Origin of the sequence: Pseudomonas sp. KSR10 (genome assembly GCF_022355455.1) — a bacterium.
Taxonomy (GTDB): Bacteria; Pseudomonadota; Gammaproteobacteria; order Pseudomonadales; family Pseudomonadaceae; genus Stutzerimonas; species Stutzerimonas stutzeri_E.
The window spans coordinates 292097-315644 of the sequence record NZ_JAKOEN010000019.1; the positions used below are offsets into that span (position 1 = coordinate 292097).

At 60.2% G+C, this 23548-nt stretch carries 25 protein-coding genes; 14 read left to right on the forward strand and 11 right to left on the reverse strand.

Features of this window, described 5'->3' with window-relative positions:
- Window positions 1-60: 60 nt before the first annotated feature.
- The 5 genes from MCB86_RS10275 to rpoE are packed head-to-tail and all read right to left on the reverse strand — an operon-like array spanning window position 61 to window position 4119.
- Window positions 61-1467, reverse strand: coding sequence for a DegQ family serine endoprotease (locus tag MCB86_RS10275; RefSeq protein WP_045161013.1), 1407 nt, complete (start codon window positions 1465-1467; stop codon window positions 61-63).
- A complete protein-coding gene (locus tag MCB86_RS10280; RefSeq protein WP_045161012.1) occupies window positions 1451-1957 on the reverse strand; it encodes a SoxR reducing system RseC family protein in 507 nt (168 codons plus the stop codon). The genes MCB86_RS10275 and MCB86_RS10280 overlap by 17 nt, the downstream gene beginning before the upstream one ends.
- Window positions 1954-2898, reverse strand: coding sequence for a MucB/RseB C-terminal domain-containing protein (locus MCB86_RS10285; RefSeq protein WP_239610804.1), 945 nt, complete (start codon window positions 2896-2898; stop codon window positions 1954-1956). The genes MCB86_RS10280 and MCB86_RS10285 overlap by 4 nt, the downstream gene beginning before the upstream one ends.
- Window positions 2899-2906: 8 nt before the next feature.
- The gene (locus MCB86_RS10290; RefSeq protein ID WP_239610805.1) at window positions 2907-3506 is read right to left on the reverse strand and encodes an RseA family anti-sigma factor; all 600 of its coding nucleotides are present in this window, start codon (window positions 3504-3506) and stop codon (window positions 2907-2909) included.
- Window positions 3507-3537: 31 nt separating this feature from the next.
- Window positions 3538-4119, reverse strand: coding sequence for an RNA polymerase sigma factor RpoE (rpoE, locus tag MCB86_RS10295; RefSeq protein WP_019342233.1), 582 nt, complete (start codon window positions 4117-4119; stop codon window positions 3538-3540).
- 352 nt (window positions 4120-4471) lie between these two features.
- Between rpoE and nadB the strand changes: the two genes are divergently transcribed.
- Entirely contained in the window at window positions 4472-6085 is a 1614-nt protein-coding gene (gene nadB, locus MCB86_RS10300) for an L-aspartate oxidase (protein ID WP_045161009.1), read from the forward strand.
- On the opposite strand, the gene MCB86_RS10305 is transcribed toward nadB, so the two are convergent.
- Both MCB86_RS10305 and MCB86_RS10310 read right to left on the reverse strand, forming a co-directional pair.
- The gene (locus tag MCB86_RS10305) at window positions 6054-6509 is read right to left on the reverse strand and encodes a protein YgfX (protein WP_045161008.1); all 456 of its coding nucleotides are present in this window, start codon (window positions 6507-6509) and stop codon (window positions 6054-6056) included. The genes nadB and MCB86_RS10305 overlap by 32 nt on opposite strands.
- Window positions 6493-6747: a succinate dehydrogenase assembly factor 2 gene (locus MCB86_RS10310; RefSeq protein WP_045161007.1), complete on the reverse strand. Its 255-nt coding sequence runs from the start codon at window positions 6745-6747 to the stop codon at window positions 6493-6495. The genes MCB86_RS10305 and MCB86_RS10310 overlap by 17 nt, the downstream gene beginning before the upstream one ends.
- A gap of 156 nt (window positions 6748-6903) precedes the next feature.
- On the opposite strand from MCB86_RS10310, the gene MCB86_RS10315 reads away from it, so the two are divergent.
- From MCB86_RS10315 to MCB86_RS10325, 3 genes are all read left to right on the forward strand, one after another.
- Complete coding sequence (locus tag MCB86_RS10315; RefSeq protein ID WP_239610806.1) at window positions 6904-7851, forward strand: folate-binding protein; 948 nt, start codon at window positions 6904-6906, stop codon at window positions 7849-7851.
- Between the two features lie 38 nt (window positions 7852-7889).
- A complete protein-coding gene (locus MCB86_RS10320) occupies window positions 7890-8726 on the forward strand; it encodes an HDOD domain-containing protein (protein ID WP_239610807.1) in 837 nt (278 codons plus the stop codon).
- A gap of 190 nt (window positions 8727-8916) precedes the next feature.
- A complete protein-coding gene (locus MCB86_RS10325; RefSeq protein WP_045161004.1) occupies window positions 8917-9435 on the forward strand; it encodes a DUF4142 domain-containing protein in 519 nt (172 codons plus the stop codon).
- A 39-nt stretch (window positions 9436-9474) separates the two neighbouring features.
- Here the strand turns inward: MCB86_RS10325 and ung are convergent, their stop codons facing one another.
- Window positions 9475-10170 carry a uracil-DNA glycosylase gene (gene ung / locus MCB86_RS10330; RefSeq protein WP_239610808.1) on the reverse strand — a complete coding sequence of 232 codons (696 nt, stop codon included), beginning with the start codon at window positions 10168-10170 and terminating at the stop codon, window positions 9475-9477.
- A 247-nt stretch (window positions 10171-10417) separates the two neighbouring features.
- Here ung and MCB86_RS10335 point away from each other — a divergent pair, with 247 nt between their 5' ends.
- From MCB86_RS10335 to MCB86_RS10380, 10 genes are all read left to right on the forward strand, one after another.
- Window positions 10418-11662, forward strand: coding sequence for an ABC transporter substrate-binding protein (locus MCB86_RS10335; protein WP_045161002.1), 1245 nt, complete (start codon window positions 10418-10420; stop codon window positions 11660-11662).
- A gap of 260 nt (window positions 11663-11922) precedes the next feature.
- On the forward strand, window positions 11923-12744 hold the full coding sequence (locus MCB86_RS10340; protein WP_239610809.1) for an enoyl-CoA hydratase: 822 nt from the start codon (window positions 11923-11925) through the stop codon (window positions 12742-12744).
- Window positions 12745-13532: 788 nt separating this feature from the next.
- Window positions 13533-14117: an electron transport complex subunit RsxA gene (gene rsxA, locus MCB86_RS10345; RefSeq protein WP_045161000.1), complete on the forward strand. Its 585-nt coding sequence runs from the start codon at window positions 13533-13535 to the stop codon at window positions 14115-14117.
- Window positions 14114-14689: an electron transport complex subunit RsxB gene (gene rsxB, locus MCB86_RS10350; protein WP_045160999.1), complete on the forward strand. Its 576-nt coding sequence runs from the start codon at window positions 14114-14116 to the stop codon at window positions 14687-14689. The genes rsxA and rsxB overlap by 4 nt, the downstream gene beginning before the upstream one ends.
- The gene (gene rsxC / locus MCB86_RS10355; protein ID WP_239610810.1) at window positions 14686-17193 is read left to right on the forward strand and encodes an electron transport complex subunit RsxC; all 2508 of its coding nucleotides are present in this window, start codon (window positions 14686-14688) and stop codon (window positions 17191-17193) included. Before rsxB ends, rsxC begins: the two co-directional genes overlap by 4 nt.
- Before the next feature lie 55 nt (window positions 17194-17248).
- Window positions 17249-18277, forward strand: coding sequence for an RnfABCDGE type electron transport complex subunit D (locus MCB86_RS10360; protein ID WP_045160997.1), 1029 nt, complete (start codon window positions 17249-17251; stop codon window positions 18275-18277).
- A 1-nt stretch (window position 18278) separates the two neighbouring features.
- Window positions 18279-19049: an electron transport complex subunit RsxG gene (rsxG, locus tag MCB86_RS10365; RefSeq protein ID WP_045160996.1), complete on the forward strand. Its 771-nt coding sequence runs from the start codon at window positions 18279-18281 to the stop codon at window positions 19047-19049.
- Window positions 19046-19759 (forward strand): electron transport complex subunit E, encoded by a 714-nt coding sequence (locus MCB86_RS10370; protein WP_045160995.1) that lies wholly within the window; start codon window positions 19046-19048, stop codon window positions 19757-19759. The genes rsxG and MCB86_RS10370 overlap by 4 nt, the downstream gene beginning before the upstream one ends.
- Before the next feature lie 19 nt (window positions 19760-19778).
- On the forward strand, window positions 19779-20417 hold the full coding sequence (gene nth, locus MCB86_RS10375) for an endonuclease III (protein WP_045160994.1): 639 nt from the start codon (window positions 19779-19781) through the stop codon (window positions 20415-20417).
- A gap of 109 nt (window positions 20418-20526) precedes the next feature.
- Window positions 20527-20706, forward strand: coding sequence for a hypothetical protein (locus tag MCB86_RS10380; RefSeq protein WP_045160993.1), 180 nt, complete (start codon window positions 20527-20529; stop codon window positions 20704-20706).
- 45 nt (window positions 20707-20751) lie between these two features.
- On the opposite strand, the gene gloA is transcribed toward MCB86_RS10380, so the two are convergent.
- The 3 genes from gloA to MCB86_RS10395 form a co-directional block, all read right to left on the reverse strand.
- Window positions 20752-21144 (reverse strand): lactoylglutathione lyase, encoded by a 393-nt coding sequence (gene gloA, locus MCB86_RS10385; protein WP_239610811.1) that lies wholly within the window; start codon window positions 21142-21144, stop codon window positions 20752-20754.
- An 87-nt stretch (window positions 21145-21231) separates the two neighbouring features.
- Complete coding sequence (locus tag MCB86_RS10390; RefSeq protein WP_045160991.1) at window positions 21232-22449, reverse strand: argininosuccinate synthase; 1218 nt, start codon at window positions 22447-22449, stop codon at window positions 21232-21234.
- Window positions 22450-22535: 86 nt separating this feature from the next.
- The gene (locus MCB86_RS10395; protein ID WP_045160990.1) at window positions 22536-23429 is read right to left on the reverse strand and encodes an OmpA family protein; all 894 of its coding nucleotides are present in this window, start codon (window positions 23427-23429) and stop codon (window positions 22536-22538) included.
- Between the last annotated feature and the right edge of the window lie 119 nt (window positions 23430-23548).

Consider the following 23548-nt stretch of genomic DNA (forward strand, 5'->3'; position numbering starts at 1 on the left):
CAGACCGGAACCCGAGCACAAAAAAAAAGCGGCCCGGAGGCCGCTTTCCTTACTGGATCACTACTCGGCGAGCTTGAAGGTAATAAAGCTCGCCCGGCCCTGGCGCAACACGCGCATTGAAACCGACCGGTTCTTCGGTAACTGCTCCGCAACGCGGCCAAACGTCGAGGCAGAATCGATGGCCTGATTGTTCAGATGGGTGATCACGTCACCTGGACGCAAACCGATCATTGCAGCGGGTCCGTTCAAGACCTCGGTAATCACCACTCCCCCTGGCAGATCGAGACTGCGCTTCTGCTCGGCGCTTAGTTCGGACACCTTGACGCCGAGCCTGTTGCTGCTTTTCTCGGCGCGGCCGCTGGCTTCTGCTACCTCTTCTCCTTCGTCCGGCAAGGCGCCGATCTGGATGGTCAGAGTTTCGCGCTCCCCATCACGGACGATGCCCAGCGTCGCCTTGGTGCCTGGTTTGATGGCTCCGATCAGATGCGGCAGGTCAGCCGACATATCGATGGCGCTGCCGTTGACGCTGAGAATTACATCACCCACCCGCAACCCACCTTTGGCTGCAGGGCCGCCGTCCATCACTTGAGCAACCAGCGCACCCGCTGGACGCTCCAGGCCGAAAGATTCCGCCAGATCCCGGTTGACCTCCTGTATCGCCACCCCAAGCCAACCACGGCTGACCTTGCCCTCCGTACGCAATTGATCGGCAACGTCCATGGCGACGTCGATAGGAATGGCAAACGACAATCCCATGAAACCGCCCGATCGAGTGAATATCTGCGAATTGATACCTATCACTTCACCCTGCAGATTGAACAGCGGCCCGCCGGAATTCCCAGGATTGATCGCAACATCGGTTTGTATAAAGGGCACGTAGCTTTCGCTGGGTAGATTACGTCCCGTCGCGCTGACAATTCCGGCCGTTACGGTGTGATCAAAACCAAACGGCGAGCCGATCGCCAACACCCATTCCCCCGCCTTCAACGAGTCCGATTTGCCCAACTTGACCGTAGGCAACCCGGTACCTTCGATTTTCAGCAAAGCGACATCGGTACGAGGATCCGCGCCGACAAGCTCTGCTTTCAATTCACTGCGATCCGGCAAACGGACGATTATCTCGTCGGCATCGGCAACAACGTGATTATTGGTCAGTACATAGCCGTCAGCTGTGATGATGAAGCCCGAACCCAGCGACTGCGCCTCGCGCTGCTGGCCGCCCTCCGGGATGCCCGGCATGCCATGCTCGAAGAACTCTCGAATGATGGGGGGAAGTCCTTCCAGGTCTGGCATGCGCGCGTTCGCACCATGAACAGGAGCGTTCTGCTTGGTGCTGATATTGACTACTGCAGGTGAGGCGTCTTCTACCAAGGGGGTAAAGTCGGGTAGCTGCGCATTGGCCGCCGCGACCTGCCCCAGGCAAAACAACGCAGCGAAGAAGGCAAAGCAGCTATTCCGTGAAGCCATTAAGATCATTCTCCCTTGACGAAAACAAACCAGTCTGACCCTTTCCTGCCGCGCCCACCAGCATCGCGCGCAATACGATCGGCTGAAGCCCCGAGTCGTCTGCTGTTTGCTGACTGCGCTTACGCACGAACAGCCAAGAAACAAAAAAACCGGCAATGCCGGCAAGAATCACGTACGGCTCGTCAACCGAAAGCTTGGAAGCGAGGAACGCCGAGACAAACAATATGATCAGGGGAAAAAGATAAACGAGAACCGCGCCACGCAGCAACGCGCTCTCTCGAACGCCGATTACAACCGAATCACCCACATTCAATTGCAGATCGGACAAGGCTCGTATCAACCCGCGCCGCTCGCGAACGCCAAGCCTATCCATCAGCCCCTGGCCACAACCGTTCTTGGCGGAGCAACCGGAACAGGTACTACTGCGTTGCGTTTCGACCCAGACAGCGCCGGGCTCAACGGCAATCACGCGCCCCGACTCCTCGATCATCGCGCTGCCTGATCGGCCCCGGAGCGCATCGACAACGCGATTCGCTCGGCAGTACCCAGCGGAATCTCGCCGACAACCGTCACCATGACATCGCCACCCGCCGTGGAAATGCGCTTGGATACCGCCACGGTCGGCCCCATCTGATTACGTGCGTCCTCGACGACCGCGCCGTGCAAAGGCTCGAGAAATACTGAAAAGCGGGCAAGCCCATCGCCATACGAGAGCCAGGTTACGGACTCATCGGAAGCAGGACTGGGTCGCACGTCCGAATCGAGAAGTTGGAACCCGTCCGGCAGCCAGTCAGAGCGCCACTTCGGTGTAGTCGACGCTTTTTCCGCAGCCAATGAAACGGGCTTGCACGCCGACCCGGTTTCGACATCGGACGGCCCGATCGAATCTGGCGAAAAATGAGTGAACTGAAAACGCTCGAGCAACTGCCCGTTTTCATCAAGCAACAGGGACTTGAGCGGCAGCGCTGTTTCCCGATCAAGATGCAATTCGAAACCGTAACGGTGCTGATCCTGCGGCCGTATCGACAGTGCAACGGTCGGACGCCCCGCCACGCGAGATTCGCCGATGACCTGCACGTTATACCATTTGAACAACGAATCAGGCTCAAGCGGCTGTTGACGCCAGGGTTTCGTATCCCTGACCTGAGACGCCAGATCTTCGCTTGCGCATTGAATCTGGCCATCCACCAGCGAAACCTCAGCAGGTGGACCGTCCAGTTGCAAGAGTCGCTCGTGTAGTTGCTGGCCTTCTACAAGCTGCCAGACAGCATGACTGGAAAAGCTACCGTTGCGCTCATAAACAAAAGTGCCTTGGTAACTTTGTTTCTTTTCGGCTGCCGCGAGCCTTTGCATCCAGGCATCGGCATCAGCAGCAAAGGCCGGCATCGATAGCCAGCCTCCGAGCACCACACACAGCGGTATTACACGCATGTTGTTCCTTAACGATCTTCCATGCTGGCAGCACGCGCATAGGGCAGTGCACTTTCAGAACCACTACCGAAAGCGGCCTGTTGAGCATGCTGACGGACATACGCCGGTAGCCGCTTTTCATGCCAGCCTTCAGCCGATGCCTGTGCACCCGCCACCTGAGCTTCCGGCGCCCCCGCATCTTCACTGTAGCCTGCCAACACGGCCGGCCCCTGATTGGCCTGCGGTACCGCGATGCTAGGCTGTGCAGCCTGCTGTGCGATTTGCGGACCCGCTACTTCGCTCTGATTGTACAGACGCACACCTGCCAGTACAGCGACTGTAACCGATGCCGCAACGGCGAGGCGACCAACGTTGCGCCAGGCGAAACGCTGCGGCTTGACCGCAGTGATAACCGGCTCGTCGGCCAGCGCAGCTGAAACCGCCGAAGCGATGTCCAGACGAGGCTCGATCAACTCCTTGTGCATCGCGGCACGAGCGATCTGATAACGCGACCACGTCGATCGCATTTCGGCATCGCCGTCTGCGGCGAGCACTCGACGTAATTCCAACTCGTCCGCTTCGTTATCCATCACCGCGGACAGCGATTCATGCAGGGCTTCACGACTCATGGCGGTTCCTCTCTTGGCTGTCGCCGCTGTCTCAGGATTCATGCAACAAGGGTTGCAATGCTTTATCGATGGCTTCCCGCGCCCGGAATATCCGCGAGCGAACAGTACCCACCGGACACTGCATGACGTTTGCAATGTCTTCATAACTAAGACCATCAAATTCACGCAGTGTTAGAGCCGTACGCAAATCTTCTGGAAGTTGTTGAATGGTTCTATGAACCGTGTCTTCTATTTCATCCCTGAGAAGCGCTCGTTCCGGCGATTCAATATCCTTGAGCGCGTGATCGCCCTCATAGAATTCTGCATCTTCGGAACTGACATCGCTGTCGGGCGGCCTTCTTCCACGGGCCACCAAATGGTTCTTTGCCGTATTGATGGCAATGCGGTATAGCCATGTATAAAAGGCGCTATCTCCGCGAAAGTTCGCAAGCGCGCGATAGGCTTTAATGAAGGCTTCCTGCGCAACATCCTGAGCTTCATGAGAATCATGTACGAAGCGAACGATCAACCCAAGAATCTTGTGCTGGTACTTGAGTACCAGTAGGTCAAAAGCCCGCTTATCTCCCCGTTGCACTCGCTCGACCAACTGCTGGTCCTGCTCCTGGGTTAGCATAAACACTCCTCCATGACCTGGAAGGGGTGCTGCGCTCGCCTGTGAGCTGACCTGCCAGAATAGACCCGGGCTTTACACAAAAGTTCTCCCCCTTCAAGCAAGCTGTCCTGCAACACACCTGTCGGCATTGGCGAGCAACGCCTCGAAGCGGATCGCTTCGATGACGCTCTCCTGATATCCACAGCAAGGCCCAACCGCCCACCGATCGATGGCCAGCCGGCCTGCATCCACAACTGTCTATAGAGACGGGCCTGCAAGAAAAGTTCCAAGGCTTCAACCACCTAAACGCGGGCCGCTATATTGCCGGGGGATGCGCCTATATACTAGGGGCCGCCTCAACGTGAGATCCAAAATGAGCCGACATTATCAATACGACGTTCTAGTCATAGGCAGCGGCGCCGCAGGCTTGACCCTGGCGCTCAATCTGCCCGCCACGCTACGCGTCGCGGTATTGAGCAAAGGCGATCTGGCCAATGGCTCTACCTATTGGGCTCAAGGTGGCGTCGCGGCAGTGCTCGACACGACCGACACGGTCGAGTCCCATGTCGCCGACACACTCGTTGCAGGTGGCGGACTGTGCAAAGAGGACGCCGTACGCTTTACCGTTGAACACAGCCGCGAAGCCATCCACTGGCTGATCGAGCAAGGCGTGCCCTTCACTAGAGACGAAGCCGACCGGGAAGACGGTAGCTTCGAATACCACCTCACGCGCGAGGGCGGCCATAGCCATCGGCGCATCATCCACGCCGCGGACGCCACCGGGGCCGCGATTTTCAATACTCTGCTTATGCGTACCCAGGACAGGGACAACATCGACCTGCTGCACCAGCGCGTCGCCGTCGACCTGATTACCGAGCGCAAGCTAGGCCTGAGCGGCAAACGTTGCTTAGGCGCCTACGTGCTGGACCGTGCAACCGGTGAAGTGGATACCTTTCAGGCAAAATTCGTCGTTCTGGCTACGGGCGGTGCGGCGAAGGTATACCTCTATACCAGCAACCCTGACGGCGCATGCGGTGACGGCATCGCGATGGCCTGGCGTGCTGGATGCCGAGTCGGCAACCTGGAGTTCAATCAGTTTCACCCAACATGCCTATACCATCCAAAGGCCAAGAGCTTCCTGATCACCGAAGCCTTGCGCGGCGAAGGCGCAGTACTCAAGCTGCCCAACGGCGAACGATTCATGCCGCGCTTCGATGAGCGCGCCGAGCTGGCACCGCGTGACATCGTAGCCCGCGCAATCGACCACGAGATGAAGCGGCTAGGCGTCGATTGCGTCTATCTGGACATCAGCCACAAGCCTACGGAATTCATCAAGGCACACTTCCCGACCGTCTACGAGCGCTGCCTGGAATTTGGCATCGACATTACTCGCGAGCCGATTCCGGTGGTCCCGGCAGCGCATTACACCTGCGGTGGCGTTGTAGTCAATCAGGCTGGCCGAACCGACGTTCCCGGCCTTTACGCCATTGGCGAAACCAGCTTTACCGGCTTGCACGGTGCCAACCGCATGGCCAGCAACTCACTGCTTGAGTGTTTCGTCTATGCACAGTCCGCCGCACAGGACATGCTCCGCGAGCTGCCAACGATCGAGACGCCGCACGTCCTTCCTACCTGGGATGCGAGTCAGGTCACCGATTCGGACGAAGACGTCATCATCGCGCACAACTGGGACGAGCTGCGGCGTTTCATGTGGGATTACGTCGGCATCGTCCGGACCAACAAGCGCCTGGTACGGGCACAGCACCGAGTGCGCCTGCTGCTGGGGGAAATCGACGAGTTCTATAGCAATTACAAGGTCAGCCGTGACCTGATTGAGTTGCGCAACCTGGCAATGGTGGCGGAACTGATGATCCGCTCGGCGATGCAGCGCAAGGAGAGCCGCGGCCTGCACTTCACCCTGGACTATCCCGAGCAGCTTCCGCAAGCGAAGGACACTATCCTGGCGCCGCCCACCTTCGACGACTGAACTTCAGCCTGAGCCGCAGACGTCTGTGCAGATCGGCCGACATCGCCCCGCGGGGAATGCAGAGGCCACGAGCGAACCTGTCGCCCGGCAGCTTGAAGCGCAAGATCACCGCCGACGGCAGCGCAAGGCTGTCGGGTCGTAACTGAATGGACTGCCAACCGTCACGCCGGTTCCAGAGCGACCAGCCCAGCTGATCATGCCGTAAACCGAGCCAGGACGAGCTGCGGGAAAGCGTGATATGCGACGGTATGGCCCAGACGGCGTGCAACAGGCAGATCAGCAGACCGAGCACCTGGAGCCAAAGCGGAACGGGCAGCACCAGCAGGACGGCGGCCGCCAGCAAAAGTATCGCCACATAGAGCGTCAGCAACAGGCCAGACGCCTGCCAGCGACACTCGAAGATTTGATTACTTGGGTTGGACACGATCGAGGATCATGCGAACCATGTAACGCAGATCTTCGTCGTCCGGCTCCGCGCGCTCCATGAACCAGCCAAACATGTCCTGATCCTCACAGCTCAACAACTTGCGGTAGCGCCGCTGATCCTCCTCATTCAACTGCGGATAGACCTCTTTGACGAACGGCACCAGCAGGACGTCCAGTTCGAGCATGCCGCGGCGGCTCTGCCAAAACAGGCGATTGAGTTCGGATTGTTCGACCATGCAAATGCTCCTGAGTTGAAGCCCGGCATTATAGCGACTGGCGCAACGGGTCGGCACATCATTAGCAATCACGGCACGGAGCGGCAACTGGCGCACGCTGTGTTTTGCCGACGTCCTGCTATGATGCCGGTCCGGATTTCTTCACGGCGACTCGTCATGACCGACACTGCTTTTTTTTGCGTCCTGTCGCACGAAGGCGTCCTGGCTGTACGCGGCCCGGACGCGAGCAAGTTCCTGCAGGGGCAACTGACCTGCAACTTGAATTACCTTGACGCCCATCACTCGAGCCTCGGTGCGCGCTGCACGCCCAAAGGCCGGATGCAGTCGAGCTTCCGCATCTTGCCGGAAGGCGACGGCTACCTGCTGGCGATGGACCGCGAGTTGGTTCCAACTCAGCGCGCCGATCTGGCCAAATACGCCGCGTTTTCAAAATCCAAGCTGTATGACGAAAGCACTGAATGGGTTCGCTTCGGGCTTAGCGGGGGCGACGGTGCGCTGTTCAGTCTTGGCCTGGATCTCTCGCAAACAGCTAATCAGGTGATTGCCGAGCACGGGCTGATCGCCGTCCGCCTCTCCGATGGGCGCGCCGAACTCTGGACCCGCGCGGTAGATGCCGAAACCACACGCCTAAGGTTGACCGCTCAGCTCCCCGAAGCATCGATCGAGCGCTGGCTGCTGGCGCAGATCCGCGCCGGTGTCGGCCAGGTCGTAGCCGGCACCCGCGAGCTGTTCATTCCGCAAATGATCAATCTGCAGGCGCTAGGCGGAGTCAGCTTCAAGAAGGGTTGCTATACCGGTCAGGAGATCGTGGCGCGGATGCAGTACCTCGGCAAACTAAAGCGTCGTCTGTACCGGCTTGCCGCTGAAAGTGCCGAAGCCGAAGTGCCGGCTCCGGGGCTCGAACTGTATTCTCCGGTGCATGGTTCCAGCGTGGGCGAGGTGGTCCTGGCAGCAGCCGCAGAAGGTACGCTGGAGTTACTCGCGGTCTTGCAGGAAGACGCGGCGGCTGACGGCCGGGTATTCCTTGGCTCGCCGGACGGTCTTCCGCTGACCCTGCTCGATTTGCCATATACGCTAGACGCAGACCGAGAAATCCAGCGCTAGCCCGTCACGCCAACACAGAATCATCAATAAGGAACGACATGAGTACTCTTGCCGATAAGGTCCAGCAGGAACTGATGCAGGCGATCGAAAACGACGAGCTGGTCCTGCCGACCCTCCCGGAAGTAGCCCTGCGAGTCCGCGAGGCCGCGGAAGATCCGGATGTGAGTATCCCGACGCTGGCCAAGGTGATCGGCAACGACACCGCCCTCACCGCGCGCATCATCAAGGTGGTCAACAGCCCCCTGCTGCGCACCAACAGGGAAATCAACGACCTGCAGATGGCGATCAGCCGTCTCGGCATCAATTACACGTCGAACCTGGCGACCGGCCTGGCGATGGAGCAGATGTTCCAGGCCACCACCGACGTGGTGGACCGCAAGATGCGCGAGGTATGGAACAAAAGCACCGAGATCGCTGCCATCAGTCACGTGCTATGCCGCAACTTCACACGTCTGCCGGCTGATCAGGCGACATTGGCAGGCCTGGTACACCTGATAGGAATTCTGCCCATCCTCACCTATGCGGAGGAGCACAGCGCCCTGCTCAGCGACTCAATAAGCCTCAACCACGTCATCGACCGGATCCATCCCGTCGTCGGCGAGAGGATTTTGCGCGCATGGGAGTTTCCTGATGCGATCGCGGCGGTTCCGGGCCCACATCTGAATTTCTCTCGTGTGTCCGACAAGGTGGATTACGTCGACATCGTTCAAGTGGCGACCCTGCAAAGCTACATCGGCACCTCGCACCCCTTCACGCAGCTCGACTGGAACCAGATTCCTGCGTTCGCCAAGCTGGGACTTGATCCCAACACCCTGCTGCAGGAAGACGAAGATCTATCCGCCGCGATGGACGCTGCGATGAGCATGCTGCAATAGCTGTCTTCGGGTGCCACTCGGCACCCGCCTCCTGACCCTGCTCGATCTCCTATGACCGCTCGCCGGAGTGCGAGGAACCGCTCCTTCTAGCCTCAGGTCACAAAATAGACGGCGCTCTTGCCGCATCTCGCAGGTGCCCGCGGCCACGCCGCGGTCCACCCGCTTGTCAGGTAGAGGAAGGAGAACAACGATGACCCGCACGACCAAAGCTTTCTTTTCGGGAACCGCAGCCATGCTGTTCGGTGTAGCAGCCAATTTCGCCTTGGCAGCGGAGGGCGAGAATTTCGTCGATGAAGCGTCCGCGAAAGGGTTAGCGGAAATCGAAACTGCCAAATTGGCACTCGATAAAGGCACGGCCGAAGACGTCAAGACCTTTGCGCAGAAAATGATCGACGACCATACAAAGTCGAATCAGAAGCTCGCAGAGCTTGCCGGCCAGCATGATGATCTCGAGATTTCCGACGAAGCGACGCTCATGGACAAGGCCAAGGCGATGATCCTGAAACTGCGTGATGGCGAGAACTTCGACAAGGCCTATGCCAATAACCAAGTAGCGGCCCACGAGCAGACCATTGAGCTGTATCGCGAATACGTGAAGAGTGGTGAGAACGCCGAGCTGAAACAATACGCCGAGTCGACGCTGAAAGAACTGGAGCAGCATCTGCAGCATGCGCAGGAACTGGCATCCGCGCACGGCAGCAAAGAATAGGCTACAGCTATCTTTGGCGCCGCGGTCGCGGCGCCAATCTTACAGGTCGGCCGGGAGCTTCCAGTCGATCGGCGACAACCCCTGCTGCTGGAGAAATTGGTTGGCCCGGCTGAAGTGACCGTTGCCAATGAATCCCCGGTGAGCCGACAGCGGCGAAGGATGAACCGATTTGAGCAGTAGGTGCTTGGTCGGGTCGATCAGTTTCGCCTTGCTTTGGGCATGTGCGCCCCAGAGCATGAAGACCACACTTGAACGGCACTCGCTGACGACTTCGATGATTCTATCGGTCAGACGTTGCCAACCCATCTTCGCGTGTGACCCCGCCATGCCCTGCTCCACCGTCAGCGAGGTGTTGAGCATCAGCACGCCTTGATCCGCCCAGTGCTGCAGATGGCCATGGCGGGGAATGTCCAGATTCAAGTCGCGCTTGAGTTCCTTGAAGATGTTCTGCAACGATGGGGGTGGCGCCACTCCGGGCTGTACCGAGAAGCACAAGCCATGCGCCTGGCCGGGACCGTGATAAGGATCCTGCCCCAAAATGACGACCCGCACCTGTTCCAGCGGGGTCGAGTTCAAGGCATTGAAGATCAATGGGCCCGGCGGGGAGATGATTTTCCCTGCCGCCTTCTCGCGACGCAGAAACGCGCCCAACTCCTTCATGTACGGCTGTTCGAATTCACTCTGTAAAGCCGCCTTCCAGCTGTCTTCGAGTTTGACGCGATCACCCTGAGTCATGGCGCTGCCCTATCTGCCGAGGCGCTGAACCCTAAGGAAAGGGATCCGGAGAGTCAATGCCCGCACTCCGCCGCACCCCTGGCAGCGCATATTTTGCAAGGTTGCGGCCAGCCACGCCGTGGAAATGCCGCTCACCGCACAATTGGCTAACCGACCGCAGGTATACGACCAATGAAAGCGTGACGGCCCCTGGTGATGCGCAGTAAAAAAGGCTCTCGCCAACAACAACTACAATAAGGATCCTGCAATGAAACGGACGACCCTCCTAGCCTTGGGGTTGGGTTTCTGCCTGACTGCCGAAGCTGCCGAGCCGATCACCCTCGGCCTCAATTACCCGCGAACCGGCAGTTATAAAGAAGAAGGCCTCTCGCAAATGCGCGGCGCTCTGCTGGCGATCGACGAGATCAACGCCAAGGGAGGCGTGCTGGGTCGGCCACTGAAGCTTTCCAGCCGCAACTCGGCGTCGCGACCGGAGAAGGCCGTGGCAAACGTCGACAAACTGGCCGACGAAGGCGCTGCCATGCTGTTCGGCGGCGCCTCGAGCGCGGTCGCGATTGCCGCTGGCAAGCGCGCCAAGGAGCGCGGTCTGCTCTACTTCGGCACACTCACCTATTCCAACGACACGACAGGCAAGGATGCCCATCGTTACCTGTTCCGTGAATGCAACAGCGCCTGGATGAGCGCGCAGGTGCTGGGGCAGTATCTGAACAAAAACCTGCCGAACAAGCGCTACTTCTACATCACTTCCGACTACACCTGGGGCCATACCAGCGAAAGCTCTCTGCGCCAGGCGACCAACACTCAGAACAGCAACCAGCACCCCGGTATTAAAACTGCGTTTCCCGGCGCGCGCCTCTCTGACTACCGTGAGGCCCTAACCCAGGTTGCCAAGAGCGACGCTGAAGTGCTTGTGCTGGTGCTATTCGGCGAAGATCTGGTTCGAGCAATGCGAATTGCCGACGAACTCGGCCTGAACAAAAGGATGCAGGTCGCCGTCCCCAACCTGACGCTGAGCATGGTCGAAACCGCAGGTCCCGACATTATGCGCGGCGTCCTGGGCACCGAGCCGTGGACCTGGCGCGTACCGGAGCTGGAAGGCTCGGTAGCGGGCCAGCAGTTCGTCGAACGATACGATGAGCGTTACCAGACCCACCCTTCCAGCTCGGCCGCTTCGGCCTACAGCATCGTCTATCAATGGGCCGATGCGGCGACGCGCGCGCGCAGTCTCGACAGCGAGCGGATCATCGCAGCACTCGAAGGCCATCGTTACAGCCTGCTCAAGGGCGAGCAGCAATGGCGTGCCTTCGATCATCAGAATGTGCAGACGGTGTACGCAGTGAAGGTCAAGCCCCGCGAGGAGGTACTCAAAGACCGCTTCAAGCAGGATTACTTCGAGATTGTCCACCGCCTGACCGGAGAGCAGGCTGCGCCATCCCTCGCCGAATGGCAGGCCGAGCGCCGCGCCGGTGGCCAAGCGCTGGCACTGCAATAAACGCGGGAGGAGCGGCACGGGTCGACCCAGGCCGCTCCAGACGCATCGAATCAACACCCGGCCCCGGAAGCATCGTCCGCCCCCGCGATAGCATCCCGCCCTCCCATACGACGCCCCGCCCTGGCGGGAGTGATCGCGCCTAGACTTGTCTTACAGGCAGCCTGTTCTGTCACGACGACCGTCCTGCAACACACGGGCTATTCGCGCATCTGATGCAGACGAGGCGCACGCAACGAATCCCGACGAGGATGACCATCATCATGAGCACGACCGCAGTTGAACCTTACAAGTCCGGAGTCTTCGACCTGACCCACAAGCTGACCGTGGAAAAGCATGGCCATACCGCACTGATCACCATCAACCATCCGCCGGCCAACACCTGGGATCGCGACTCACTGATCGGCCTCAAGCAGGTGGTCGAACATCTGAACCATGATGACGAAGTTTACGCACTGGTCATCAGCGGTCAGGGTGAAAAGTTCTTCAGCGCCGGTGCAGATCTCAAGCTCTTCGCCGACGGTGACCGCACCCGGGCGCGCGAGATGGCGAAGCGCTTCGGCGATGCCTTCGAAGCCCTACGCGAGTTTCGCGGGGTATCGATAGCGGCCATCAATGGCTTCGCGCTCGGCGGCGGCCTCGAATGTGCATTGGCCTGCGATATCCGCATTGCCGAACAACAGGCTCAGCTCGGCTTGCCGGAAGCTTCGGTCGGCTTGCTGCCCTGCGCCGGCGGCACACAAGCGCTCGCCTGGCTAGTGGGCGAAGGCTGGGCCAAGCGAATGATCCTCTGTGGTGAGCGGGTAACGGCGGATACGGCTCTGCGTATCGGTCTGGTGGAACAAGTCGTAGAACCTGGCGAAGCGCGCGGTTATGCATTGCTGCTGGCCTCTCGTGTTGCGCGTCAGAGCCCAGTTGCAGTACGCACGATCAAACCGCTGATCGATTCGATGCGTAGCCGCGGGCCCGTTAGCCTCGCGGCCGCCGAGCGGGAGGCCTTCGTCGATCTGTTCGATGCCGAGGATACCCTTGAAGGGGTCAACGCCTTCCTGGAGAAGCGCGATCCGCGCTGGAGAAATCGCTGAAGACTGAAGCGTAGAGGCGATTGCCAAGGGCCGAAGGTGGGGCCGAGCGCCGCAGACCGACGCTATCCAGTCTGCCCTCGCTCGCCCCATGCCCGGTGTGCTGACCCCGGAAACACTCAGCGGTAATGGCGATCGTTGAAGCCACGCCGCTGGTGCCGATAATCGCGTCCATCGCGGACCAGGGGCGGTCGACCAAAATTCTGCGGACGGTCCTGGCGTAAGCGGTGGGGATGGTCAAATCCTGACCTGCGTCCATTGTCCCAACGCTGAAACTGGCGAATCTCACCCCGGCGCCCATGGTTCCAGCGGTGCCGATCAGACCCACGGTGCCTATCGTAATACTGCGGAGGAAGCTGCCCTTGATAGCGCGGCGGCAGATTCTGCGGATATTGCCGGTAGTGAGAGTATGGACTGCGAGGATCGTACTGGTACGAACGGCTTTCGACTCGATAGCTGCCGCCGTCCGGCTGGTAGAACCACACGCCACCCCGCGAATCAGCACACACATGGGTGCCGAATCCCAGTCCGAGCAATAGGACCGCCATTCGAATATTCATTGAACACCTCCAGCAGCCGCTCCATCTGAAAGCTGCGACCTCACCCTATCAGACCACAGCAAATGGCAGGCTGATATCCGAGCGGACGGCTGGTGCATTTCCATATGTGTCACCGAGCCGCAGCATGAGCAGAAGCCGCCGACCGTCGCGGCCTTGTATGGCTACCACCGGTTCCCCGATAATGGCGGCCTTTTAGCCTCGGCTCATGCAGAGCGCCACAGGAACCCCGCGATGACCGAACTCGCCCTGATCATGGTTAGCGCCATCCTGGTCAACAATTTCGTGCTGGTGCAGTTCCTCGGTCTGTGCCCGTTTATGGGTGTTTCGAAGAAAATCGAAACCGCCATCGGCCTCTCGCTGGCTACGACCTTCGTCCTGACCCTGGCAGCAATGTGCAGCTACATCATTCAGCAGTACGTGTTGAAACCGCTGGACCTCGAATTCTTACGCACCATCAGTTTTATCCTGGTGATCGCCGTCGTAGTGCAGTTCACCGAAATGGTGGTGAACAAGACTAGTCCACTGCTGTACCGAGTTCTGGGGATTTTCCTGCCGTTGATCACCACCAACTGCATCGTGCTCGGTGTCGCCCTGCTCAACGCCAACAAAACCGAGTTCACCTTCATTACCGCCACGGCTAACGGTTTTGCCGCCGGTCTGGGCTTCTCGCTGGTATTGGTGCTGTTTGCCGCCATGCGTGAGCGCATCGCCATTGCCGACGTTCCAAGGTCTTTCCAGGGCGCTGCCATCGGCATGATCACCGCCGGATTGATGTCGCTGGCGTTCATGGGCTTCAGTGGGTTGATCAAGCTATGAGTCTGGTTGTGATTGCCGTTCTCTCGCTCCTGGCGCTGTGTCTGGTGTGCGGCGCGATCCTCGGTTTTGCCGCGGTGCGTTTTCGCGTGGAAGGCGACCCGATCGCCGAACAGATCAATGCGCTACTGCCACAGACGCAGTGCGGCCAATGCGGCTACCCAGGCTGCAAACCCTACGCCGAGGCGATTGCCGGCGGCGACAAAATCAACAAGTGCCCGCCGGGCGGCGAATCGACCATCCAGGCCCTGGCCGATCTGCTCGATGTCGAGCCAGAACCGCTGGACGCCGTCGAGGGTGAAGTCCCGCCCCGCGTCGCCTATATCCGCGAAGCCGAGTGCATCGGCTGCACAAAGTGCATCCAGGCCTGCCCGGTCGACGCCATTGTCGGCGCGGCGAAGCAGATGCACACGGTCATCGTTTCCGAGTGCACCGGCTGCGATCTGTGCGTTGAGCCCTGTCCCGTGGACTGTATCGACATGATCGAAGTTGGCAGCAACCTGCAGAGCTGGAAGTGGGATCAACCGCTGATGCCGGGCCAACTGATCGCCAGTGACCGGGGGCAGGCCGCATGACTTCGCTGAACGCCTGGGATATCCATGGCGGCATTCACCCGCCGGAGCGTAAAGACCTGTCCAACCGGACGCCGATCCAGCAAGCGCCGCTGCCCACTCGATTGGTGGTGCCGCTTGCCCAGCATCTTGGCGCACCGGCCGAGCCTTGCGTCATTCTGGGCGAACGAGTGCTCAAGGGACAGAAAATTGCCGAGGCCACGGGCTTCGTCAGCGCGCCGGTACATGCACCCACCTCAGGCACCATCAGCTTCATCGGCCCTCAGCCCTACCCGCACGTGTCGGGCATGCCCAGCGCTGCCATCGTCATCGACAGTGACGGGCAGGACGAGTGGATCGAACTGGAGCCGAAAACGGCCTACCAGGCCATGCAACCTCGCGACCTGCTGGAGCTGATTCGACAGGCAGGCATCAGCGGCCTCGGTGGCGCGGGCTTTCCCACTGGCGTCAAGCTGACAACCCCTCCCGGTCAGCAGATCCGCACGCTGATCATCAACGGGACCGAATGCGAGCCCTATATCACCGCCGACGACCTGCTGATGCGCGAGAAAGCCGCGCAACTGGTCGCTGGCATCGAGATCCTTGCGCACCTGATCCGGCCGGAGCAGGTACTGATCGGCATTGAAGACAACAAGCCCGAAGCCATCGAAGCCGTGCGCACGGCGATCGGTGAGCGCAACTATGTCGTAAAGGTGTTTCCGACCAAATACCCCTCCGGTGGCGAGAAGCAGTTAATTCAGATTCTGACTGGCGAAGAGGTCCCCAGCGGCGGCCTGCCGGCGGACATCGGCATGCTTTGCCAGAACGTCGGGACCTGTGTGGCCGTTCATGATGCGGTGCTGCTGGGCAAGCCACTCATTTCGCGTATCACCACGCTGACCGGTGAGGCGCTGGCACGGCCGATGAACGTCGAGGTGTTGATCGGAACACCGGTCGCGGAGCTGCTGGCCTTCGCAGGTCTCGAACAGAACAGGCTCAACCGTTTGATCATGGGTGGGCCGATGATGGGCTTCACTCTGCCCTCGATGGATGTCCCGCTGATCAAGACCACCAACTGTCTGCTTGCCAGTACATTGGAGGAGTTGCCGCCCCCGCCTCCGGCGCTGCCGTGCATTCGCTGCGGCGAGTGTGCGGAGGCTTGCCCAGCCAGCCTGTTGCCGCAACAGCTGCATTTCTTCGCGCTGGGCCAGGAGCATGAACAGCTCAAGGCGTATAACCTGTTCGACTGCATTGAGTGCGGCGCCTGCGCCTATGTCTGCCCGTCGAGCATCCCGCTGGTGCAGTACTACCGCGCCGCCAAGGGCGAAATTCGCACACTGGAGCAGAAACAGCAAAAGGCCGAGCACTCCAAACAGCGCTTCGAACTGCGCCAGGACCGCCTACGACGCGCCGAAGAGCAGAAGGAAGCCGACCGCAAGGCACGCGCTGAGCGGGCCGCCCGAGCCAAGGCCGCTCAGGCCGACGCCAGCGCGACCGCCAGTCAAGACGATCCAGTGGCCCGCGTTCAGGCGACCAAAGCCGGGCTGTCCGATGAGCAGAAGAAGCTCAAAATCGAAGCGAGCATGGCCCAGGTTGCCCTGAAGAAGGCCGAGAAGCAGTTCGCCGCTCATGCGACGCCGGAGCTTGAATCCCAGGTCACCGAATTGCGCCAGGCCGCAGCTGCCGCGCAAAAGGCACTGGACGACGCAATCGCCACCGCCGCACCGTTGCCGGTAGCACCACCTACCGATGAGGCCGCAAAAAAAGCCAAGATCGAAGCAGCCATGCTCCGCGCGCAGATTCGCAAGCTGGAGAAACTCGAAACGCTGGACACAGACCAACAAAGCGAACTGAGCAAGCTTCAGAGCCAACTGGCCACGGCCGAGCAGGCCATAGCCGCCGCGCAGCAGAGCGCACCTGCCGCCGCCCCGGCCAAGCCGGCCGACGACGAGGCCCTGAAGAAGGCCAAGATCGAAGCGGCCATGCTGCGGGCACAGATTCGCAAGCTGGAAAAACTCGAAACGTTGGATACGGACCAGCAGGCGGAACTGAGCAAACTCCAGGGCCAACTGACCGACGCCGAACGGACGCTCGCCTCCGCGCAGCAGAGCGCAGGTGTTGCCGCCCCGGCCAAGCCTGCTGGCGACGAGCCCCTGAAGAAAGCCAAGATCGAACTGGCGATGAAGCGAGCCGAGCTGAAAAAGGCCGAAAAGCAAGGCACCGAAGAGGCCGAACTGAGCAAGCTCCGTGATGGCTTGGCCAGCGCCGAGCAAGCGCTGCATGACGCCGAAGAAAATTCAGGAAAGCCCGCACCAGAATTGGTTCGTACCGAAAAACGTCCGGTGGACGAGCAGGCTCGCGCGCTAAAGACCGACGTTGCCTTCGCCCGTGCCGACCTACGTAAGCTGGAGCGTGACGAGGCCAGCGAAGCCAGCGCAATCGAGGCCGCCAAGCTTCGGCTGAGCGAAGCGGAACGCAAGCTGCAGGAATACACCGATTCTATAGGAGTGGACACGCCCCTGGCGTGACCATCCTGGGTGGCGCGACATCAACCGCCCTAATCAGCATTCGACCGGAGAGCCAATGGCCCTGCCCCGCATCACTTCACCGCACACCAAGGGTAACAACCGCACCCAACGGGTCATGTTGCTGGTGCTGGCCGCCACGCTGCCCGGCGCAATTGTACTGACCTGGCTGTATGGCGCCGGCACATTGATCAACCTGGTCTGGGCCAGCGCCGTCGCGCTTGGTTGTGAGGCGCTGATCCTCAAGCTTCGGCAACGCCCGGTGCCATTCTTCCTGCGCGACGGTAGCGCGCTGGTCACCGCCGTGCTGCTGGCTCTGGCGCTCCCCCCCTATTCGCCCTGGTGGCTGACCCTGATTGCCACGGGTAGCGCCATCGCTTTTGGCAAACAGCTCTACGGCGGACTGGGGCAGAATCCTTTCAACCCGGCGATGATTGGCTACGTAGTGGTGCTGGTTTCCTTCCCCGTGGAAATGACCACCTGGCCAGTGCCGCACAGCGTCGGCCTGGGTGCCGGACTACAGCAGATCCTCGGCATCGCTTCGCTACCCGATGGCTGGTCCCAGGCCACTGCCCTCGACGTGCTCAAGGTCAACAAGAGCCTGACGGTCGAGGAACTCTGGGCGAACCCGGCCTTCGGCCATTTCGGCGGAATCGGTTCGGAAGTGGTCAATCTGGCATTCCTGGCTGGCGGCCTGTTCCTTCTGCACAAGCGCCTGTTCAGCTGGCATGCGCCGGTGGGCATGCTCGCCGCGCTCACGCTGATGAGCCTGCTGTTCTGGAACGGTTCGGGCTCCGACAGCCACGGCTCGCCGCTGTTTCATCTGCTCAGCGGCGCCACCATGCTTGGCGCATTCTTCATCGTGACGGATCCGGTGAGCGGCGCCACCAGCAATCAAGGCAGGCTGATCTTCGGTGCCGGGGTAGGCATTCTGGTCTATGTCATCCGCGCCTGGGGCGGTTATCCGGATGCCGTGGCATTCGCCGTGCTGCTGATGAACCTGGCCGCCCCCACCATCGACTATTACACCCGCCCGCGCACCTACGGCCACCGCAAGGCCGAGCGCGGTTTCAAGGTGGGCGAATGATATGATTGTTCCTGAACTCAGCCGCTCAATGTTCAAGAACAGCCTGGTTCTGGGCCTGTTCGCCGTGGTGACGGTAGGTGCCGTGACCTTGCTGCAGCAATTCACTGCCGAGCGCATCCAGGCGTCCGAACGTGCCGCGCAGCTAAGTGCCTTGAACGAAATTCTGCCCCGCGACAGCTACGATAACCAGCTGCTCGACAGCAGCATCGAGGTGCACGATCCACTGCTCGGCACCCGCAAGCCGCTGGCGGCCTATATCGCCCGCAAGGACGGCAAGCCCAGTGCGGTGATTCTCCAAGCCATCGCGCCTGATGGCTACAGCGGTGCGATACAGCTGCTCGTCGGCGTACGCGCGGATGGACGAGTGGCCGGCGTACGGGTGGTCGGTCATCGCGAAACACCCGGCCTAGGCGACAAGATCGAACTGGCCAAGAGTTCCTGGATCCGCAGCTTCGACGGCCGTTCACTGACCGACCCAGACGAGTCCGGTTGGGCCGTGAAGAAGGACCGTGGCGCGTTCGACCAGTTCGCCGGCGCTACCATCACGCCGCGCGCAGTGGTCGGCGCAGTGCATCGGGCCTTGCAGTACTTCGACGCGCACAAGGCCGAGCTGCTCAATGCCAGCGGTAACCCAATTACACCGGAGCAGGCCTTGGAGGACATGGCAGAACCCGCCGATGTCACCACCCATTCGCGCGCCGGCGCCGCCGCAACCCGTGACGCGTTGCCGACCGAGAGTCCGCAGCCCGAACAGAAGGGCCAGACACCATGAGCAATCCCAGCTATCGCGAACTGAGCATCAACGGCCTGTGGAAAAACAACCCCGCGCTAGTCCAACTGCTAGGCCTCTGTCCATTGCTCGGGGTGAGCAATTCAGTGGTCAATGCCCTGGGGCTGGGCCTTGCCACCGCACTCGTACTGATCTGCTCGAACATCGGCGTGTCGCTGGTGCGCGGTGTGGTCAACACAGCCGTTCGCCTGCCGGCGTTCGTGATGATCATCGCGGCGCTGACGACTTGCATCGAGCTACTGATGCAGGCCTACACCTACGAGCTGTATCAGATTCTCGGTATCTTTATCCCGCTGATCACCACCAATTGCGTGATCCTTGGCCGCGCCGATGGTTTCGCGGCCAAACACAATCCACTCATCGCAGCCTTCGATGGGCTCGTCATGGGTCTGGGTTTCGCCCTGGTGCTGGTGGTGCTGGGTGGCTTGCGCGAACTGTTCGGGACGGGCGCGTTATTCGCCAACATGCATCTGCTGTTCGGCCCGATCGCCGCCGACTGGCAGCTCACCCTTTTCAGTGACTACAAGGGCTTTCTACTGGCGATCCTGCCGCCCGGCGCGTTCATCGTGCTCGGCCTGCTGATCGCTCTGAAGAACCGCATCGACCTGCAACTGGCCGAGCGGGCCAAGGCCCAGCAGCCGGCAGAACCAGTACAGAGCCGTCGCGTTCGCGTCACAGGGGCGATCGAATGAAGACCGTAGGCTTTGCCCGATGAATGCCACGAAACGCCGGGAAATCTTTCGTCGCTTCCACGAAGACAACCCCGAGCCGAAAACCGAGTTGGCCTACAGCACGCCCTTCGAACTGCTGATCGCAGTGATCCTGTCGGCTCAAGCCACGGACGTCGGCGTCAACAAGGCAACGGCCAAGCTCTACCCTGTTGCCAATACACCGGAAGCCATATACGCGCTGGGTTACGACGGTCTGTGTAGCTATATCAAGACCATCGGCCTGTATCCGAGCAAGGCGAAGAACGTGCTCGAGACCTGTCGCATCCTCATCGAGAAACATGGCAGCCAGGTGCCGGACAATCGCGAGGACCTCGAAGCCCTGCCTGGCGTAGGCCGCAAGACGGCTAATGTCGTGCTCAACACCGCCTTTCGCCAGTTCACCATGGCAGTGGACACACATATCTTCCGCGTCGCCAACCGCACCAACATCGCCCCAGGTAAGAATGTGCTGGAGGTCGAGCGCCGGTTGGTCAAGTTCGTCCCGAAAGAGTATCTGCTCGATGCCCATCACTGGCTTATCCTGCACGGGCGCTACGTCTGCAAGGCCCGCAAGCCGCAATGTGGCAGTTGCCGCATCGAAGATCTTTGCGAGTACAAGCATAAGACCTCGGACGATTGATCAGTCAGGTAGAAAAGCTATCGCCTGATTGAAAAAATCTTTTTTACGGCCTTCTCTTTTGCCGCTATAAGGTGCGCCAACAGCGCGCCTTAGCCGTGGAGTAAGCCAAGTGTCCGAGAAAGAAGAGATCCAGATTGAAGATGACTTCGTCGCTGATGACGAAGACGATACTGCAGAGGCTCCGGTCGAAGTGGCCAAGACCAACCTGACCAAGCGCCGGATTATCGACAACCTGCTTGAAGAGCGCCGTCTGCAGAAGCAACTCAATGACTTCGACTTCGATCTCTGAAGTGAAAAAGCCCCGCGATTCGGGGCTTTTCTTTTGCCGGCCAGATCAATCGCGGCGCGATGGGGACAACAGTTCGACCTTATAGCCGTCCGGGTCCTCGATAAACGCGAGGATGCTGCTGCCGTGCAGCATCGGTCCAGGTTCGCGGGTGACCCTGCCGCCGCGGCTGCGGATATCCTCGCAAGCCTTGTAGACGTCTTCCACTTCCAACGCGATATGGCCGTAACCATTGCCTAGATCGTACTGGTCGACGCCCCAGTTATGGGTCAGCTCCAGCACACTGTTATGCGCTTCATCGCCGTAGCCGACGAAAGCGAGCGTGAACTTCCCTTCTGGGTAATCCTTGCGGCGTAGCAGTGTCATGCCCAGCACTTCGGTGTAGAAGGCGATGGATCGCTCCATGTCACCGACTCGCAGCATGGTATGCAGCAGTCTCATGGTCTTGTCTCCTCAGCAAGGCGTCTAAAGGTGCAGAAAGCATAACCCCGGCTCGTGGCCGGGGTCATGGTCAGGCATGGGCAGTCGTTAGAACTGCGTCCGGCCCTTGTTCGCAGCGATGCGCATGCGCAGCGCGTTGAGCTTGATAAAGCCACCGGCATCGGCCTGGTCATAGGCGCCAGCGTCGTCCTCGAAGGTGGCGATGTTGGCGTCGAACAGCGAATCGTCCGATTTGCGGCCGGTGACGATGACGTTGCCCTTATAGAGCTTCAGACGCACCACACCGTTCACATTGATCTGGGAGGCGTCGATCATCTGCTGCAGCATGCTGCGCTCCGGGCTCCACCAGTAGCCGTTGTAGATCAGGCTGGCGTACTTGGGCATCAGCTCGTCTTTCAGGTGAGCGACTTCACGGTCGAGGGTGATCGACTCGATAGCGCGGTGCCCCTTGAGCATGATGGTGCCACCGGGAGTCTCGTAACAGCCACGCGACTTCATGCCGACGTAGCGGTTCTCGACGATGTCCAGGCGCCCGATGCCGTTCTCGCCACCGACCTTGTTCAGGTAGGTCAGTACCTCGGCCGGGGTCATGTCCTTGCCGTCGATAGCGACGATGTCGCCCTTGCGATAGGTCAGCTCGATATAGGTCGGGGTGTCCGGCGCGGTTTCCGGGGAGCGGGTCCAGCGCCACATGTCTTCTTCGTGCTCGGTCCAGGTGTCTTCCAGCACGCCACCTTCATAGGAGATGTGCAGCAGGTTGGCATCCATGGAGTACGGTGACTTCTTCTTGCCGTGGCGCTCGATCGGAATCTCGTGCGTGGCGGCGTAGTCCATCAGCTTCTCGCGCGAGAGCAGATCCCATTCACGCCAGGGTGCAATGACCTTGACACCCGGTTTGAGCGCGTAGGCGCCCAGCTCGAAGCGCACCTGATCGTTACCCTTGCCGGTGGCACCATGGGAGATGGCATCGGCGCCGGTTTCGTTGGCGATCTCGATCAGACGCTTGGCGATCAGTGGGCGGGCAATGGACGTACCCAGCAGGTACTCGCCTTCGTAAACGGTGTTGGCGCGGAACATCGGGAAGACGAAATCGCGAACGAATTCTTCGCGCAGGTCGTCGATGTAGATTTCCTCGACACCCATGGCCTTGGCCTTGGCACGCGCTGGCTCGACTTCCTCGCCCTGGCCGAGGTCAGCGGTAAAGGTCACCACTTCGCAGTTATAGGTGTCTTGCAGCCACTTGAGGATCACCGAGGTGTCCAGGCCACCGGAATACGCCAGGACTACCTTCTTTACGTCGGCCATTGCCATCCACTCCCGGGATTGTAAGGAAAGCGGGGATTCTACTGGTCGCGACGTTTGTTTTACAGGGGCGTGAGCGTCGCTCGGCATCAGGACGACGGAGCGTTGCCTTCGGCAGCGGCTGTGGTGGTCGCAGGACCACGCTCCAAGCGCAGGGTCACCCGCCGGTTCTTGGCTCGGTTAGCCGCGCTGCTATTGGAAACCAACGGATAGCGCTCACCATGAAAACGTAGCGTGATCTGTTCCTTTGGCACACCATTGGCGATCAGATATTCCTCGACCGCCAACGCCCGGCGACGGGACAGGTCGCGGTTGGTCAGGCGATTACCGCTGTTGTCAGAGTGACCGTCGAGCTGGACTCGATTGACGCTCGGATCGGCCTTGAGAAACTGCAGGATGATGTCGAGCTTGGCCTGCCCCAGGGCATCGAGCGCGACGTCACCGGTGGGAAACCCGACCTGCGAATGGCGGATCTGTTCGAAATTGACCGGCAACAGCTTCGCCGTACAGGCGCGGAAATCCTCGTAGGCCTTGCCGAAACGTGCGGGCAGCAACCGCACCTCCAGCGCTTCACCGCCCTGCCGTGTGTAGTGACGCACCACTGGACTCCGCCCTTCGAGCAGCCCGCTGAGCAGACGGCCGGCCTGTAGCTGCGAACTGTTGAATGGGATTTCGCCACCCGCTACAGCAACAACGCCCAGATTGATATCGCTCCGTTCTGGCTGCCAGGGGGCAGCGGCCGCGAGCAGCGTCGCCGAGCCGTTGCCCAACCAGCGCTCAGGTGACTGCAAACGGAACGTTGGTTGCTCTCCCGCTCGCCGCACGAATTCCCCTGCGCCGAAACCGGCCACCGGCTGCGTCAGACGGCACTCGAACTGATCGCCTTCCACCTGCCACTGCGCCCGCTCCAGACGTGTCTGGAACGTGAGAGCATCGGCCGGTTGGGCCAGCAGGCAGGCAAGAATTAGAAGGCGCAAGCGCACGATGGGCTCCAGGAGCGAAAGTAGTGTCTTAGTCTCTTGGGTATCGGTCGTACTCACGGAAACTTGAAGTAGACGAGGCGAAGCCTACGTTTGGCGCTGGCGATAGAACCAACGTTCGG

What these genes read in the sequence shown, in the direction of transcription:
- MCB86_RS10290 (WP_239610805.1), bottom strand. Translation starts at nt 3,506, where the DNA reads ATGAGTCGTGAAGCCCTGCATGAATCGCTGTCCGCGGTGATGGATAAC.
- MCB86_RS10320 (WP_239610807.1), top strand. Translation starts at nt 7,890, where the DNA reads ATGAGTACTCTTGCCGATAAGGTCCAGCAGGAACTGATGCAGGCGATC.
- MCB86_RS10370 (WP_045160995.1), top strand. Translation starts at nt 19,046, where the DNA reads ATGAGCAATCCCAGCTATCGCGAACTGAGCATCAACGGCCTGTGGAAA.
- ung (WP_239610808.1), bottom strand. Translation starts at nt 10,170, where the DNA reads ATGACTCAGGGTGATCGCGTCAAACTCGAAGACAGCTGGAAGGCGGCT.
- rpoE (WP_019342233.1), bottom strand. Translation starts at nt 4,119, where the DNA reads ATGCTAACCCAGGAGCAGGACCAGCAGTTGGTCGAGCGAGTGCAACGG.
- rsxA (WP_045161000.1), top strand. Translation starts at nt 13,533, where the DNA reads ATGACCGAACTCGCCCTGATCATGGTTAGCGCCATCCTGGTCAACAAT.
- MCB86_RS10360 (WP_045160997.1), top strand. Translation starts at nt 17,249, where the DNA reads ATGGCCCTGCCCCGCATCACTTCACCGCACACCAAGGGTAACAACCGC.
- MCB86_RS10280 (WP_045161012.1), bottom strand. Translation starts at nt 1,957, where the DNA reads ATGATCGAGGAGTCGGGGCGCGTGATTGCCGTTGAGCCCGGCGCTGTC.
- MCB86_RS10285 (WP_239610804.1), bottom strand. Translation starts at nt 2,898, where the DNA reads ATGCGTGTAATACCGCTGTGTGTGGTGCTCGGAGGCTGGCTATCGATG.
- nth (WP_045160994.1), top strand. Translation starts at nt 19,779, where the DNA reads ATGAATGCCACGAAACGCCGGGAAATCTTTCGTCGCTTCCACGAAGAC.
- MCB86_RS10390 (WP_045160991.1), bottom strand. Translation starts at nt 22,449, where the DNA reads ATGGCCGACGTAAAGAAGGTAGTCCTGGCGTATTCCGGTGGCCTGGAC.
- rsxC (WP_239610810.1), top strand. Translation starts at nt 14,686, where the DNA reads ATGACTTCGCTGAACGCCTGGGATATCCATGGCGGCATTCACCCGCCG.
- rsxB (WP_045160999.1), top strand. Translation starts at nt 14,114, where the DNA reads ATGAGTCTGGTTGTGATTGCCGTTCTCTCGCTCCTGGCGCTGTGTCTG.
- gloA (WP_239610811.1), bottom strand. Translation starts at nt 21,144, where the DNA reads ATGAGACTGCTGCATACCATGCTGCGAGTCGGTGACATGGAGCGATCC.
- rsxG (WP_045160996.1), top strand. Translation starts at nt 18,279, where the DNA reads ATGATTGTTCCTGAACTCAGCCGCTCAATGTTCAAGAACAGCCTGGTT.
- MCB86_RS10340 (WP_239610809.1), top strand. Translation starts at nt 11,923, where the DNA reads ATGAGCACGACCGCAGTTGAACCTTACAAGTCCGGAGTCTTCGACCTG.
- nadB (WP_045161009.1), top strand. Translation starts at nt 4,472, where the DNA reads ATGAGCCGACATTATCAATACGACGTTCTAGTCATAGGCAGCGGCGCC.
- MCB86_RS10335 (WP_045161002.1), top strand. Translation starts at nt 10,418, where the DNA reads ATGAAACGGACGACCCTCCTAGCCTTGGGGTTGGGTTTCTGCCTGACT.
- MCB86_RS10315 (WP_239610806.1), top strand. Translation starts at nt 6,904, where the DNA reads ATGACCGACACTGCTTTTTTTTGCGTCCTGTCGCACGAAGGCGTCCTG.
- MCB86_RS10325 (WP_045161004.1), top strand. Translation starts at nt 8,917, where the DNA reads ATGACCCGCACGACCAAAGCTTTCTTTTCGGGAACCGCAGCCATGCTG.
- MCB86_RS10275 (WP_045161013.1), bottom strand. Translation starts at nt 1,467, where the DNA reads ATGGCTTCACGGAATAGCTGCTTTGCCTTCTTCGCTGCGTTGTTTTGC.
- MCB86_RS10310 (WP_045161007.1), bottom strand. Translation starts at nt 6,747, where the DNA reads ATGGTCGAACAATCCGAACTCAATCGCCTGTTTTGGCAGAGCCGCCGC.